The following is a 14,293-nucleotide window of genomic DNA, read 5'->3' as shown; positions in this document are numbered from 1 at the left end:
TGCCGCCTCTGTTATCGGGGCGGCTTCTTTTGTCGAAAACCACCATGAAGGGGTAGGCGCCTTTGCGGTGGTTCCGTTTGTCTCGACCTGTAACATCTGGGCCCCTATTTGACGAGCGGTTGTTACAGATTGAGACAAACGATCGCCGCCGATCATTTCATCTCAATCTGTAACATCTAGGATCGAAAAGGGCCGCTAGATGTTACAGATCGAGACAGTGGAACATCGGAGCCGAAACCACCACAAAGGTGCCTGCCCGGCGGGTCCTTATTTCGATGGGGTCCAGGTTATTTCATCGTCAAATAGCCAAGTGCGTGCCGAGCCACTGTTGCGCGCTGTCTGCGGATCGGGCTCGCAGGTTTGTTCGTAGGCATCCTCGGTACACCGATCCATAAAATCGACGACTGCCGTCTGGTCGCCCTCCATGACGTAGATTACGTCGCCATCCGAGATATAGACCCCCGGTCCTTCATTGTCCACGCAGCCGGGGTCGTATGAGACGTTGCACAATTTGCTCCCGTTTGCCGCATCGAGCTCAAGGGTCGAATGATACCCGCCAACCATTTGGCCGTTCTTGGCTCGATATGTTGCGGCGCCGTACCACCGCTTAAACGTCTTGCCTTTGAGTAAACTGGTTGCCTTACCGATAAGCTGCTCATCTTGGGTATAGCGCGTGGCTCCAAGTTCGATTCGGGGATAGTTACTGACCCCAAGCGCTGCGGGCGTACCGTCGAAATCGACGGTGATCGAATCGGGTTTGACGATATCGGTGAGGATTTCGATGGGGTAGCTTACGGTTTCAACCGCCGCCTGCGTTGCCGAGGCAGGGAGAAATGCGAGATAGATAATTCCTACGCCGACTGCGGTAATCGCAAACGCTAAGACGAGCAGGCCGATATAGGTGGAGCGTTTCACGGCGGGTACCTCGCAAACAGTATGCATTCATTAAGATAAGTGATACCAGCTTACGACAATATTCAAAAGAAAGCGATCGGTCGAAATGACGGGGCGAAAAGGCCCTATTGGGCTTCGATTTGACCTCTAATAGGAATATTTGCCCCACTCATTCTGGGCGAGAGGTCAATAATTCAGTTCACGAGTCTTGAGCGATACTATTCTCACTAAACTCACTATTTTCACAGTAAGCACTATAAATACGATAGGGAGGACGACGAGAACGTTGTGACGTGCGATAGCTAAGCCGTTTAAGCCGGACTCTGACCTTGAATCTCCGCCTCTATCTGTGCGAACGGGCTATTGTCGGTTCTCGATTCCATCGCTGCGTTTTCGTTGGGTCTTGAGGGACGCTAATAAATAGGCTTGCTTGATGCCGCCTCTGTTATCGGGGCGGCTTCTTTTTGTCGAAAACCGCCACAAAGGGGACAGGCACCTTTGTGGCGGTGGGGACGAGCTCGATGTTGTTGTGATCGTTGAGCGGCATGTTAATGGGCACCTCTACAGAATTTCATCTGGGCTGGCGGGTTTGGTTGTTTTGGGGATGCCGAGTTTGGATGACGCGAAATCGTCAACATTGTCCTTAATTCCGTCTTTGGTGTAGACAGTGACCATATAGGTGCTGTGTCCGAATTCGCCCTTGTCGCGTGTTGCCCAGGCATCCCAGTAGGCGGCCCCGTTTCGCCCTTTGATTTTTCCGACACGGCGGAGTTCTGTTCGCTTTAATTTCTGGTTGCTATAGATGGTTCGACCGGCTTCCGCGGTGAGCCCGCACTGTCCAAGCAGCTTGTCGAGGACTTGGTTCATGTGGCGCTCATCGGTGTTTGGTGCGTAGTCGTAGGCGAGGGTGATGGAGTCAAGGGGCTGGTCGTCGATCAGATAATTCATTGTCTGAGGTTCGAGGCAGAAATAAGGAGAGCATCCGTCGACCTTGCCGAGCAACGGTAACTTGGACTGCCAACTTCCGGTGGGAATTGCATATTCGTAGAACACGCCACGGCAGACAAAGGAGAGCGAGGTGGCACGCGAGCCGGCGTCGATCATCCCGCAAAGATCGAAGGGCGAGGCGATACCAAAAGAAAAGGGCGTGATGACGATAAGGAAGAGCATCACGATGGGTATGGCGAGAATGGCGATGACGTTGCGACCGGTGGAATGAGACGGCTTCATATGCGCTCCTCGAGACAAAGAGCTGTTGAGGATAGGCAGAAATGGATATGTTCAGAGAACAATTCAAGTTTAATCTCATGGCGTGAGATGGTCGACCGTTAGCGTCGAAAACCACCACAAAGGTGCCTGTCCCCTTTGTGGTGGTGGGGAGCGCGCGGCTTCTTTTGGTGATAGTGTTAGCCGGCGGTATCATTAGGACAAATGGCGCGGGTTTGCATTGTGAGGTGCTTTGCTGTGAGAAGTCCTGCCCGTATTGGATTGATTGTCTTGGCGCTTGCGATCGCTGTGGTTGGCGCGGGCGCTGTCGGTATGGCATTTCTACCTGCTGCGGTGACGGAGCCGGTGGTCAAGCCTGTGACTCAATCTGTCGAACTTCTGACCGGCGACGACAAGCCTGAGACCATTACCGTTGATTTTGATGAGCAACCGGCTGCGCTGGGCATTAGTAATTATCCACGCATTCAGCTTGGGGCTATGCGCTATACCACGGATTCTGGTCTGATCGACAGGGCGTCCGAGCTGCTCAAGGGCAAAATCTTTAAGCGCTGGTATGGATATGCGTCCTATCGGGCAAAAGCGAACGACATGGTTGGCGGATGCCACTCTTCCATCGAGCTGGACACTGCAAACGGCGCAAAGTTATGTGATGTCTCGTACGATCCGGGCTACGAGGACAATGAGGGTCCGGGCATCTACATCATGGACGGCGATGTCGCCTATGTCATGGAGGGCGACCAGACCGAGCTCAACGATTTTATGGGCCAGTGTATCCAAGATGCCTATAAACAGACCTGCTTGCCTGACCCGCAGGCTGCACGCGATAGTGGGTCTGCCCGTACATGGCTGTTCGAGGATGAGATGCCCTGGACCGTCGAATCGGGAAGTACGGGTCCGGCGAAGAAGTAGAGACCGCGACCACCACAAAGGTGTCTGTCCCCTTTGTGGTGGTTTGCATGTCGTGGGAACACTCAGAAAATCTTATATATAGAGACTTAGATTTATGTATAAGATCGCACAAAGCTGGCAACAATACTTCTCGAACAACGTGAAGCCGCCCCGTAGGGCGGCCGCCCCAAGAGAGGTGATTCCATGAGAATCGATAAGCTAGCAATGACGTCGCGCGAGGCGTTGCAGACCGCCATGAGCACGGCTGCCGATGCGCAGGCCGGCGCGGTGGAGCCGATTCACCTGCTGTCTGCCCTGCTCGGTGCCGGCGAGCGCAATATCTCCGTGATCATCGAGCGCATCGGCGCTGATCCGGCCCAGCTCGCACGCTCCACGCAGGATGCCGTCGACCGCGCGCCCAAGGTTTCGGGCGAGGGTCAGCAGATGGGCCTGTCCAACGAGCTCGTCCGCGTCATCGAGAAGGCCGAGAAGAAGGCCACCAAGATGGGCGACAGCTTTGTGGTGACCGAGCATCTGCTGATGGCGCTTGCCGAGGACAAGGGCGAGGCGGGCCGTGTGCTGCGCGACGCCGGCGTCACCAAGGAGCGCATCGAGCAGGTCTACGAGGAGCTGCGCGGCGATGACCGCGTGACGTCCGCCGAGGACAAGACCCAGTTTGAGGCGCTGGAACAGTACGGCCGCAATATCTGCGACCTTGCCCGCGCCGGCAAGCTCGACCCGGTCATTGGCCGTACCGACGAGATCCGTCGCACCATTCAGGTCCTGTCCCGCCGCACCAAGAACAACCCCGTGCTCATCGGCGAGCCGGGTGTCGGCAAGACGGCCATCGTCGAGGGCATCGCCCAGCGTATCGTGGCCGGCGACGTGCCGAGTACCCTGCGCGACCGCGACCTTATCGAGCTCGACATGAGCGCGCTGGTCGCCGGCGCTAAGTACCGCGGCGAGTTCGAGGACCGCTTGAAGGCTGTGCTCAAGGAGGTACAGAAGTCCGAAGGCAAGGTCATCCTGTTCATCGATGAGCTCCACACCATCGTGGGCGCTGGTGCCACCGAGGGCTCCATGGACGCCGGCAACATCCTCAAGCCGGCGCTTGCCCGTGGCGACTTGCACGCGATCGGCGCGACCACGCTCGACGAGTATCGCAAGTACATCGAGAAGGACGCGGCGCTCGCCCGTCGTTTCCAGACCGTTATGGTGAGCGAGCCTACCGTCGAGGACACCATCTCGATCCTGCGTGGCCTCAAGGAGAAGTACGAGATCTTCCACGGTGTGCACATCACCGATAGCGCGCTCGTGGCCGCTGCTGACCTCTCCGATCGCTATATCGCCGACCGCTTTCTGCCCGACAAGGCCATCGACCTGGTCGATGAGGCCGCAAGCCGCCTGCGCATGGAACTCGACAGCATGCCGGTCGAGATTGACGCCACCACGCGTCAGCTCACCCAGCTGCAGATCGAGGAGCAGGCGCTCATGAAGGAGACCGACGACGCCTCCAAGGAGCGTCTGGAGGCCCTGCGCCAAGAGATCGCCGAGGTCCAAGAAAAGCTCAACGTGCAAAAGGCCGGCTGGCTCAACCAGAAGAACGCCATCGACCACGTGCAGGAGCTTAAGGGACAGCTCGACGAGGCCAGAAGCGAAGAGGAGCGCGCGACGCGCAACGGCGACCTGGGCCGTGCGTCCGAGCTGCGCTACTCCGTGATTCCGGGTCTGCAGCAGCAGATTCAGGATTCCGAGGCTGCGCTCGAGGCACAAAAGCAGAAGGACGGCGAGGGTCTCAACGAGCAGGTGACCTCCGATGAGATCGCCGAGGTCGTGAGTGCCTGGACCGGCGTGCCCGTGTCCAAGATGATGCAGGGCGAGCTCGACAAGCTGAAGGGCCTGGAGGGTGAGCTGCATAAGCGCGTCATCGGCCAGGACGAGGCCGTCTCCGCCGTCGCCGCGGCTGTGCGCCGCAGCCGTGCGGGCCTCTCCGATCCGGACAAGCCCATCGGCAGCTTCTTCTTCCTGGGCCCCACCGGCGTGGGCAAGACCGAGCTCGCCAAGGCACTTGCCGAGTGCCTGTTCGACGACGAGCGCGCGCTCGTACGTATCGACATGTCCGAGTACATGGAGAAGTTCAGCGTCCAGCGTCTGATCGGTGCGCCCCCAGGATACGTGGGTTACGACGAGGGCGGCCAGCTCACTGAGGCCGTGCGCCGTCGTCCGTACTCCGTGATCTTGCTCGACGAGATGGAGAAGGCTCATCCTGATGTCTTCAACGTGCTGCTGCAGGTGCTCGACGACGGCCGTCTGACCGATGGCCAGGGTCGCCAGGTGTCCTTCAAGAACACGATTATCATCATGACGTCCAACGTGGGCTCCAAGGCCATCGCCGATCTGTCCGGTAAGGACGAGGAGGAGATGCGCCATCAGGTCGACGCCGCCATGGCTCAGACCTTCCGCCCCGAGTTCCTCAACCGTATCGACGATATCGTGGTGTTCCATCCGCTCGGCATGGCGCAGATCGAGAAGATTGTCGACATCCAGCTTGCCGACGTTCGCGCACGCCTGGCCAAGGAGCGCATGACGCTTGCCATCACCCCGGCGGCCAAGCAGATGCTCGCCGTGGGTGGCCTGGACCCCGTGTTCGGTGCCCGTCCGCTCAAGCGCCTGGTTCAGCGCGAGGTCGTGGATGCCATCGCCGCCGCTATCATCGACGGCACGGTGCGCGAGGGCGATCAGGTGACGGTCGATGCCGACAAGGACGGCGGCTTTACCGTCGTGTGCGACAACACGCCGGCGGCCACCTACGAGGTCCCCGACGCCGAGTAGGTTTTGGGCCATGCCTTAAAATCTACCAGCCGTCTCTAAACGCCAAGGGCGGCGGATCCAATTGGGTCCGCCGCCCTTTTTCGTGCGACAATCGATGATATTGAACGGATGCGATGCGAGGAGCTATGCAGATGAAAGACGAGATCAAGACAAGCGCGCCGGCGACCGATGCCGCACCCGCCGCACCCAAGCCTGTGCCTAAGCCGGCGCCCAAGCCGCGCGACCCCTACATCCGTGCCGAGAACGAGGACGATGACGGCTACGATCCCTACAGCGATCGCCGCCCCGAGCGCGAGCCGCTGTTCGAAGCCGACCCCTGGCGCTAGTTGCATCAAGTAGCTAATTTGGCGATGATTTCCTGGGACGGGGTAGTCAAAAAAGTCCCGTCCCAAATCGACTGTCCAGGGAGTCGCATTCGAGCTTGGTTGCCCTCTCAGCCACTCGGCATCCTTCGAGCAGTAATAGTGAAAAAACTTGCTTAAGTGTTAATCAAGTCAGACATAATCTTGATCTCTAATTAATCAAGAATCGCTATAATTTTGATTAGCTAGAGAGCAAGATTGGAGAATCATGGCATTCAACGACTTGATCGCCCAGAAAATAAAGGACTTTGAACAGCAGGGGGTTCCGCAGGTCTTTGAGCGAGACCTTGATCTAGGAAACCCACAGGAGCCAAAGCGCGACAACATCGTAAATGTGATTGTGGGGGCCCGCCGTTGTGGAAAGACGTATCGCCTGTATCAGGAGATGCGGCGGCTTCAGAGCCGGGGCGTCGAGCTTGACCGGATGCTTTACTTCAATTTTGAGGATGAGCGCTTGCGCCCGTATGAGCCATCGCTGCTGGCGGACGTGCTCGACACGTTCTATGCGCTGTATCCTGTTGCTCGAACCGAGGGCGCTTACATTTTCTTTGACGAGATCCAGGAAATTCCCGAATGGGGTGCGTTTCTGCGGCGTGTAGTCGATACGGAGAAAGCGACCGTCTATGTGACGGGATCTTCTTCTAAGATGCTGTCCTCAGAACTTAAGAGCGAGTTCAGGGGTCGTTCTCTTGTGCGAGAGCTTTTTCCGTTGAGTTTTTCGGAATACGTTCGATATAAGACGGGGAGCGTTCTCGAGTCAGATGCGACCTTTTCCCCGAGCGATGCAGCGCTGCTTCGACATCATCTGATCGGGTATCTTGAACGAGGGGGATTCATCGCGACACTTGAGCAGACGCCTGCAGACGCGATTCAGCTGCTACAGGAATATGCTTCGCGAACGGTCGCCATGGACGTCGTTGAACGTTACGACGTCAAGAACCCTCGCCTGGCATCGCTGTTCTTGACGCGGTGTATGGCATCTTCGGGACGAGAGCTGTCAGTGAACAAAGTGTACAACGAGTTCAAGAGCAGACAGATACCCGTCAGTCGTAATTCGCTCAGCGACTTACTTGAGTATTATGAGGACGCCTACCTGTTATTTTCTGTGCCGGAGTTCACGCGTTCACTGGCAAATAACATGCGGTCTGCGTCTAAGGTCTACGCTGTCGACCCTGCGATGTTTGGAGCATTCTCTCCCGCATCGGCATTGGACCAGGGCCAGAGGCTCGAGACCGCAGTGTTCAATGCGCTAAGAAGAAGGACTCCCGCGGTGAGGACCGGCTCGGTCTGCCGCCTGCTAATCAAAGAGAAGAGCAAAAGCCATGAGGTGGACTTTGTGGCTGGGGATGCGCTTCTCATGCGGGCTTATAGCCTGATTCAGGTGAGTGCGGATATGGCAAGTGAGAAAACGCGCGAGCGCGAAATCGCCGCGCTTGATGCCTCGATGGCCCAGTTTGATCTTGGCGAGTCGGCAATCGTTACCATGGATGAACAGACCGATATTCCATGCGAGCACGGTGTGGTACACGTTATGCCCGCATGGAAGTGGCTCCTTGCCTAATCATCTATGGGCCTGTGGGGTCAGGACCTCCTGGCTCCTTCATCACGGTTGGGGAGCACCTTGCTGCGCCAGGCTAGTCCTGGGCTTTGATACTCGGCAGCAGGATCTGCGCGAGGTAGTCGGTTTCGAGCTTAGTGGCACCATCGGCCTTGCCGTCTTTACCCACCAGGTCGTTCTTGATCTGGCTATACGTATAGCGGTTGCCGGTCGTCAGCTCGACAAGCTCAATGGCCGTATCCATGGGGTAGGTCGACACGGGATTCTGCGTCCGCCCGTTGATGGTCTGGGGCACCACGTACGGATAGACGGGGCCGCTGGCGTAGACGGTATAACCGTTGCCTAGATTGGCCGCACCCAAAACCGTATCGCCTTCATCGGGCGTAAAGCTCTCGCCCTCGCGCACCGCGACGAGCGTCACGAGCGGCGTATTGGCGTCGTCGCCCAGATAGATGCATAGCGTGCTTCCGTTTTGCCAAGTTGCGACCTTGCCGTACCACTCGACGGGAATATCGAGCTGGTAGAGGTCGGTTGCCTTGTGGCGAGCGTCAGCATCACGGGACGCCTGTGCCTTTTGCGCGCTCACGGCATTGACGGCGGCGTCGCGCCGCGCGGTTGCTGCCTGCTGGAGCACTTTGGCAGCCGCGGCGGAGCTCGCACCGCCCTCCTCGGCATACTTGGCGGCGGCATCGATCTGGTCGTCAGTCACCGTGTCGGCCGAAGGCACCTTGAGCTTAAAGGTGGCCTGGGCACTTAAATCCTGTCCATCGCTCTTAACGGTGACCTGCGTCTTGGTGGTCGGGACGGTATAGATGGTGCCGTCGGCCGCGATGGGGGAGGCAGCGATGGAGAGCGTGTAATCGCCGGGCAGCAGTTTGATGCCGCGGCCGTGCTCGTCAACATAGAGCGTTTCGCTCACGGAGGAGCCGTCAGAATCCTGACCGCTCACCTGTACGGGAATCTTGGAGCCAGTGGAACAGTCGAGGCCCGCGGCATGCATGCCAATCTGCACCGACATCATCGTGTGGGCATTGGCGGCGACAGCGGCAGCCTGCTCTTGCTGATATCCGTTCCAGGCAGCATAGCCTGCACCGCCGGCGACGAGCGCGACGGCCACGACACCGGCGACCATCAGATTGCGGCGCTTGGGCGACATCTTGCGATGGCGGACCTCGGCCTCGCGTGCCGAGGGAACGGACGGCAGGGGTATATCGCCCATGGCGATGGTCTCGTCCACGGCTGGTGCGGAACCCAGGCCAGGAAGCTCGCGAGTCAGCGAATCCTCGGCCGGCAAGCTGTCGAGCAAGACGGTTTCCTCGCCCGTGTCGGATTCGGGCTGGTTGCCGGCCTCGCTTTCGGTGCCTTCGTGATCTGCCTCATCCTCGGCAGGCTCAACGTCGCCTGCATCCTGATTATCGGATTGCGCCTCGGTTTCCGGCTCATCCTGCACATCAACGCCCGAATCGTCAAACGCAATCTCATCGAGTGAAATCCGGTCTAAGCTCTCCAAGGCCTCAGCGCAAGCTTCTGCATCTTGGGCCGCATCCTCTTGGCCCATCGTCTCATCATTCATACATCCCCCAAGCTCAATATCGGGACAACACTGTACCCAAAAATGGAGCCATATAAAGCGCGTGCGAAATATAAGATCCGATTTAACCTGAGCGCATCGTTCGGCCGCATCCTCGCGGCGGCAAAAGGCCCCCGGAACGCGAACGAATCACATTCCGGGGGCTCTACAATGCGTTGAGTTGCGCGGAGCCGGCTATGCTGCTTCGTGCTCAAGCGATGTCTGCGCCGGGCGCGTTACTCGGCGTGTGCGTAATCCACCTTGGCGCGGCGAGCGGTAGCCTTCTCCCAATCGCTGGTGCCCTCAAAGACATCCTGCTTGTAGGGATTGCGGCCGAGCTTCTTGGCGCGGTAGGCGATGTAGATGATCGCGGCGACGTTGGCGACCAGTGCGGCGATCGAGACCGCGGTAGCGGCGCCGGGGTCGAGCGTGGAGTGGGTCACAAAGATGGACTCCTCCTGGAAGTAGGGGAATACCTGGGCAAACATGCACCAAATAGCCAGCGTAAAGGCGCGGTTCTGGATCCAGCCGCCCTTGTTCCAGATAAAGGCGGCGACGGTGGGCGCCAGCAGCAGCGCAAAGCCGCAGAACCAGGAGTGGGTGGGCAGGCAGTTGTAGGTGTAGCAGAAGTTCCAGATATCGTAGGCGATGATGTAGACCCAGGTCATGTCGGGCCACAGCATATCGGTCTGATCCTCGGAGGCGTAGACGCTCCACCAACCGGTCATGCAGAAGATGTTGATGAGACCGGCGATGCCGTTGAACACGTTGTTCCAGCCGGCCAGCTGCGTAGCACCTTCGGAGGTGACCCAGGTGGACTCGCCCAGGACAAAGAAGTGATAGGCGCTCTCAAAGTCGGATACGACGGCGATCATGATGTTGATGGCGACGATCACAAACGGCCAAGCGCGGAACCAATGCGCCTTGCCGATCTTTCCCCACTGGTACTTAATGGCAATGAAGCCCCAGCAACCGGCGAGCGCCGCGTATACCTTGGCGTAGTGGAACCAGCTGTTCTGGTACACATGGGTGGGGTTGGTGAGCGCCCACTCGGCGCCTTGCGAAACGCCCACGGCGATGGCGACGCAGTAGATGGTCATGGCCAGCGGAGCCACGCCAAAGATGATTGCCGCGCCCAGCTTGGTGCGGCGGCCGACTTCGTTGAGCACGATCAGGCCAATAAAGACCATGGCCCAGCCGGCCCAGTGGATAAGGGTATCGCTACCCCAAACATCGAACAGCATGCTGCTCTCCTTTCACACGCCCGCGGCCCCTCTTCTGATCGCGGGCAGTTTGGCCAAATGTCGTCAGTTCTGGGGCTTGCGCTCCGGATACTTGGCGGTATAGCCCTCGATGTGGAGTGTCGAGGCGATGATTTCCTTGACCGTCTCGTCGGGCACATCGGGGTGCGTGCGGATATACATCAACAACCCCATGATGAGGGTGTAGAACGTCTCGTAGACATGGTCGATGCGTAGCTCATGATGGGCGACAAAGTCCACCACGGTGGTGTCGCAGATATACTGCGCCACGCGCTGGACCACGTTGTGCAAAAAGCCGCCGTAGAGCGCGCCGCTGCTTGAAGTGAGCGTGCTCGGCAGCTCGTGGCCGCTGGCGACCAGGCGCTTAAAGAGCGGGGCGACGGTGTCGAGCGCGCCCTCGATATCACCGACGGTGCGGTCGGCGTTCCACTGCTCGAGCTCGGAGATAAAGCCGTCGATCGCCTCGTCCATAACAGCGGTGACGGCGGCGTCCATGTCGGCGAAGTAGTGGTAGAACAATGAACGCGTGCAGCCGGCTCGCTTGGTCACGGCCGATACCGATAGGTGGGACACGCCCAGCTCGGAGCTTACGGTGCGCACGGCATCGAGGATCTCGCGACGGCGTTCGTCGCCCGTCAGGCGCTTTGCCGCGCTATCGGATGCGGGAACGGTATCGACCACAGAGGTATCTGCTGTGTTGTTGCCCATGTTTTTGCCGCCTTTCATCCTCTTTTGCCTGACCGTTCGCCTAACAGTCTTGAATATTGTTGACGGTTCGTCAATACTATTTTTGACACAATGTCAACAATGGCGGGTGAACGGCATGGGGGCATGCCCGGCCTGCAAAAAAAAGAGGGGCGCCGCGGTCCCGCCGGGCTGTGGCAAGAGAAGGGACAACCATGATTCTCAACGGACCGGGGATTAGCTACACCGAGCCCGACATCGGTTCGGAGTTCGTGCCGCCGCTGCCGGAGCATCCGCGCGAGGCCATCGTCAAGCTGTGCGAGCACTGCACCAACCGTCTGCTGCATCGCGATGAGCTGCTGGGCTACGAGTACTGGTCGTTTGCCGAGGCCGCGACTGACGAGCAGGCCGAAGTGCTCTGCAAGATGAAGATGCGCCGTCCCTATACGCTGCCCGAGATGGTCAAGCTCACCGGCATGCCCGAAGCCGATATCGAGAAGATGCTCGACGACATGAGCTACACGGGTCTGCTCGAGTACAACTGGGAAAACCCCGAGCGCGCCAAGCAGTGGGTGCTGCCCATGCTGGTGCCGGGTTCCGCCGAGTTCCTCAACATGCGCGTGAGCCAGCTCGAGGAGCACCCGGTCTATGCCAAGTTCTTTGAGCAGGCGTCCAAGGGACCGCTGTCCAAGGCCACGCCGATGGTGCCGCCCGGTGGTGCCGGCATCGGCATGCATGTCATTCCGGTCGAGAAGGCTATCGATGCCGCGAGCACGTCGGTGCCTATTGAGCATATCGAGCACTGGCTCGACAAATACGAGGGTAAGTATGCCGCCAGCACCTGCAGCTGCCGCGCGAGCCGTCGCGTGATGGGTGAGGGCTGCGCCGACGACCCGGCCGATTGGTGCATCGCCGTGGGCGATATGGCCGACTACGTGGTCGAGACCGATCGCGGCCATTACGTGACCCGCGACGAGGTCTACGACATCCTGCGCCAGGCCGAGGACAACGGCTTTGTGCACCAGATCACCAACATCGACGGCGAGAACAAGATCTTCGCCATCTGCAACTGCAACGTCAACGTGTGCTACGCCCTGCGCACCTCGCAGCTGTTCAACACGCCCAACCTGTCGCGCTCGGCCTATGTCGCCAAGGTCGAGAAGGACAAGTGCGTGGCCTGCGGTCGCTGCGTTGAGGTGTGTCCGGCCGGCGCCGCCAAACTGGGCCAGAAGCTCTGTAGCAAAAAGGCCGGTGGACAGGTGCCCGAGTATCCGCGCCAGGAGCTGCCCGATGCCACCAAGTGGGACCACACCAAGTGGTCGCCCAACTACCGCAACGACAACCGCATCGAGACGCACGAGTCCGGCACCGCTCCCTGCAAGACGGCCTGCCCCGCGCACGTTGCCGTTCAGGGCTATTTGAAGCTCGCGGCGCAGGGTCGCTATGACGAGGCCCTAGCACTCATTAAGCGCGAGAACCCGCTGCCCGCTATCTGCGGCCGTGTGTGCAACCGCCGCTGTGAGGATGCCTGCACCCGCGGCCGTGTGGACGCCGCCGTGGCCATCGACGAGGTCAAGAAGTTCATCGCCCAGCGCGATCTGGATGCCGCGACCCGCTATGTCCCACCTGTGGTGACCCCGACGCGTGCCGGCGGCTTCGACCAGAAGATCGCCATCATCGGCGCCGGTCCGGCCGGTCTGTCCTGCGCCTTTTATCTGGCCGAGAAGGGCTACAGGCCCGTCGTGTTCGAGAAGAACGAGCACCCGGGCGGCATGCTTACCTACGGCATTCCCAGCTTTAAGCTGCAGAAGGATGTTATCGAGGCCGAGGTCGAGGTCATTCGCCTGATGGGTGCCGAGTTCCGCTATGGCGTGGAAGTCGGTCGCGACGTGACGCTCGACGAGCTGCGCGCGCAGGGCTTTAAGGCCTTCTACGTTGCCATTGGCTGCCAGGGCGGCCGCCTTGCCGGCATTCCGGGCGAGGATGCCGAGGACGTGACCGTAGCCGTCGACTTCCTTCGCGAGGTCAACAGTGGCAAGATCGACGCGTTGCCCGGCCGCACCATTGTGGTGGGCGGCGGCAACGTGGCTATCGACGTTGCCCGCAACGCCTGCCGTCTGGGCTCTGAGCATGTTGAGATGTTCTGCCTGGAGAGCGAGGCTCAGATGCCCGCCAGCGAGGAGGAGCGTCGCGAGGCCGTTGAGGACGGCGCGCACATCAGCTGCGGCTGGGGCCCCAAGGAGATTCACTTGGACGAGGCCGGTCGTGTCTGCGGTATCACCTTCAAGCGCTGCACGCGTGTCTTTGACGACGAGGGCCGTTTTGCGCCCGAGTACGACGAGAACGACCTGCGCCGTGTCGATGCCGACCGTGTCGTCATGTCGATTGGCCAGTCCATTGTGTGGGGCGACCTGCTGGCTGGCTCCAAAGTGGAGCTCGGCCGCGGCCAGGGTGCCCTTGCCGATCCCCAGACCTATCAGACTGCCGAGCCCGACATCTTTGTGGGCGGCGACGTCTACACCGGCCCCAGCTTTGCCATCGACGCCATCGCCGCCGGCCACGAGGCCGCGGTGTCCATCCATCGCTTTGTGCAGCCGGGCTCCACGCTCACCATCGGCCGCAACCAGCGCCGCTACACCTCGCTCGACCGCGACGACGTTGTGCTCGAGAGCTACGACAACGCGAGCCGCGAGGTTGCCCACGTGGACCGCGAGCGCGAGAAGGCTGCACCGTTTAGCGAGTATGTTGAGACCTTTTCCGAGGAGCAGGTGCGCGCCGAGACCGCCCGCTGCCTGGGCTGCGGCGCCTCGATCGTCGACCCCAACAAGTGCATCGGCTGTGGCCTGTGCACCACCAAGTGCGCGTTCGACGCCATCCATCTGGATCGCGACCGCCCCGAGTGCTCCACGATGGTCAAATACGAGCAAAAGCTCCCAAGCCTCGGCAAGTACGCGCTCAAGCGCGCCATCAAGATTAAGTTCGGTCGCAAGTAAGTAGCCATAACGGGAACGGCGGA

General features: G+C 59.6%; 10 protein-coding genes. 5 read left to right on the top strand and 5 right to left on the bottom strand.

Features of this window, described 5'->3' with window-relative positions; all coding sequences use genetic code 11:
• Positions 1-267: 267 nt before the first annotated feature.
• Both KTF55_RS02335 and KTF55_RS02330 read right to left on the bottom strand, forming a co-directional pair.
• Positions 268-915, bottom strand: a complete 648-nt coding sequence (locus KTF55_RS02335) for a hypothetical protein (protein ID WP_117770267.1) — start codon at positions 913-915, stop codon at positions 268-270.
• A 540-nt stretch (positions 916-1,455) separates the two neighbouring features.
• Entirely contained in the window at positions 1,456-2,124 is a 669-nt protein-coding gene (locus KTF55_RS02330) for a hypothetical protein (RefSeq protein WP_117770268.1), read from the bottom strand.
• A gap of 234 nt (positions 2,125-2,358) precedes the next feature.
• Here KTF55_RS02330 and KTF55_RS02325 point away from each other — a divergent pair, with 234 nt between their 5' ends.
• The 4 genes from KTF55_RS02325 to KTF55_RS02310 all read left to right on the top strand — a co-directional run bounded on the left by KTF55_RS02325 (position 2,359) and on the right by KTF55_RS02310 (position 7,764).
• On the top strand, positions 2,359-3,030 hold the full coding sequence (locus KTF55_RS02325; protein ID WP_217107430.1) for a hypothetical protein: 672 nt from the start codon (positions 2,359-2,361) through the stop codon (positions 3,028-3,030).
• Positions 3,031-3,213: 183 nt separating this feature from the next.
• Positions 3,214-5,841, top strand: coding sequence for an ATP-dependent chaperone ClpB (gene clpB, locus KTF55_RS02320; protein ID WP_117770270.1), 2,628 nt, complete (start codon positions 3,214-3,216; stop codon positions 5,839-5,841).
• 131 nt (positions 5,842-5,972) lie between these two features.
• Positions 5,973-6,167 carry a hypothetical protein gene (locus KTF55_RS02315; RefSeq protein WP_226790497.1) on the top strand — a complete coding sequence of 65 codons (195 nt, stop codon included), beginning with the start codon at positions 5,973-5,975 and terminating at the stop codon, positions 6,165-6,167.
• Positions 6,168-6,411: 244 nt separating this feature from the next.
• A complete protein-coding gene (locus tag KTF55_RS02310) occupies positions 6,412-7,764 on the top strand; it encodes an ATP-binding protein (RefSeq protein ID WP_117770272.1) in 1,353 nt (450 codons plus the stop codon).
• 73 nt (positions 7,765-7,837) lie between these two features.
• Here the strand turns inward: KTF55_RS02310 and KTF55_RS02305 are convergent, their stop codons facing one another.
• The 3 genes from KTF55_RS02305 to KTF55_RS02295 all read right to left on the bottom strand — a co-directional run bounded on the left by KTF55_RS02305 (position 7,838) and on the right by KTF55_RS02295 (position 11,301).
• Positions 7,838-9,334, bottom strand: coding sequence for a hypothetical protein (locus KTF55_RS02305; protein WP_117770273.1), 1,497 nt, complete (start codon positions 9,332-9,334; stop codon positions 7,838-7,840).
• Between the two features lie 233 nt (positions 9,335-9,567).
• The gene (locus KTF55_RS02300; protein WP_117770274.1) at positions 9,568-10,575 is read right to left on the bottom strand and encodes a DUF5692 family protein; all 1,008 of its coding nucleotides are present in this window, start codon (positions 10,573-10,575) and stop codon (positions 9,568-9,570) included.
• Between the two features lie 63 nt (positions 10,576-10,638).
• Positions 10,639-11,301 (bottom strand): TetR/AcrR family transcriptional regulator, encoded by a 663-nt coding sequence (locus tag KTF55_RS02295; protein ID WP_217107431.1) that lies wholly within the window; start codon positions 11,299-11,301, stop codon positions 10,639-10,641.
• A 191-nt stretch (positions 11,302-11,492) separates the two neighbouring features.
• On the opposite strand from KTF55_RS02295, the gene KTF55_RS02290 reads away from it, so the two are divergent.
• Positions 11,493-14,270 (top strand): FAD-dependent oxidoreductase, encoded by a 2,778-nt coding sequence (locus KTF55_RS02290; protein ID WP_217107432.1) that lies wholly within the window; start codon positions 11,493-11,495, stop codon positions 14,268-14,270.
• Positions 14,271-14,293 lie beyond the last annotated feature (23 nt).

Source organism: Collinsella sp. MSK.8.10, assembly GCF_019041915.1.
GTDB lineage: Bacteria > Actinomycetota > Coriobacteriia > Coriobacteriales > Coriobacteriaceae > Collinsella.
This window is presented reverse-complemented; position numbering and strand designations above follow the sequence as displayed.

What these genes read in the sequence shown, in the direction of transcription:
- KTF55_RS02305 (WP_117770273.1), bottom strand. Translation starts at nt 9,334, where the DNA reads ATGAATGATGAGACGATGGGCCAAGAGGATGCGGCCCAAGATGCAGAA.
- KTF55_RS02300 (WP_117770274.1), bottom strand. Translation starts at nt 10,575, where the DNA reads ATGCTGTTCGATGTTTGGGGTAGCGATACCCTTATCCACTGGGCCGGC.
- KTF55_RS02315 (WP_226790497.1), top strand. Translation starts at nt 5,973, where the DNA reads ATGAAAGACGAGATCAAGACAAGCGCGCCGGCGACCGATGCCGCACCC.
- KTF55_RS02295 (WP_217107431.1), bottom strand. Translation starts at nt 11,301, where the DNA reads ATGGGCAACAACACAGCAGATACCTCTGTGGTCGATACCGTTCCCGCA.
- KTF55_RS02310 (WP_117770272.1), top strand. Translation starts at nt 6,412, where the DNA reads ATGGCATTCAACGACTTGATCGCCCAGAAAATAAAGGACTTTGAACAG.
- KTF55_RS02330 (WP_117770268.1), bottom strand. Translation starts at nt 2,124, where the DNA reads ATGAAGCCGTCTCATTCCACCGGTCGCAACGTCATCGCCATTCTCGCC.
- clpB (WP_117770270.1), top strand. Translation starts at nt 3,214, where the DNA reads ATGAGAATCGATAAGCTAGCAATGACGTCGCGCGAGGCGTTGCAGACC.
- KTF55_RS02290 (WP_217107432.1), top strand. Translation starts at nt 11,493, where the DNA reads ATGATTCTCAACGGACCGGGGATTAGCTACACCGAGCCCGACATCGGT.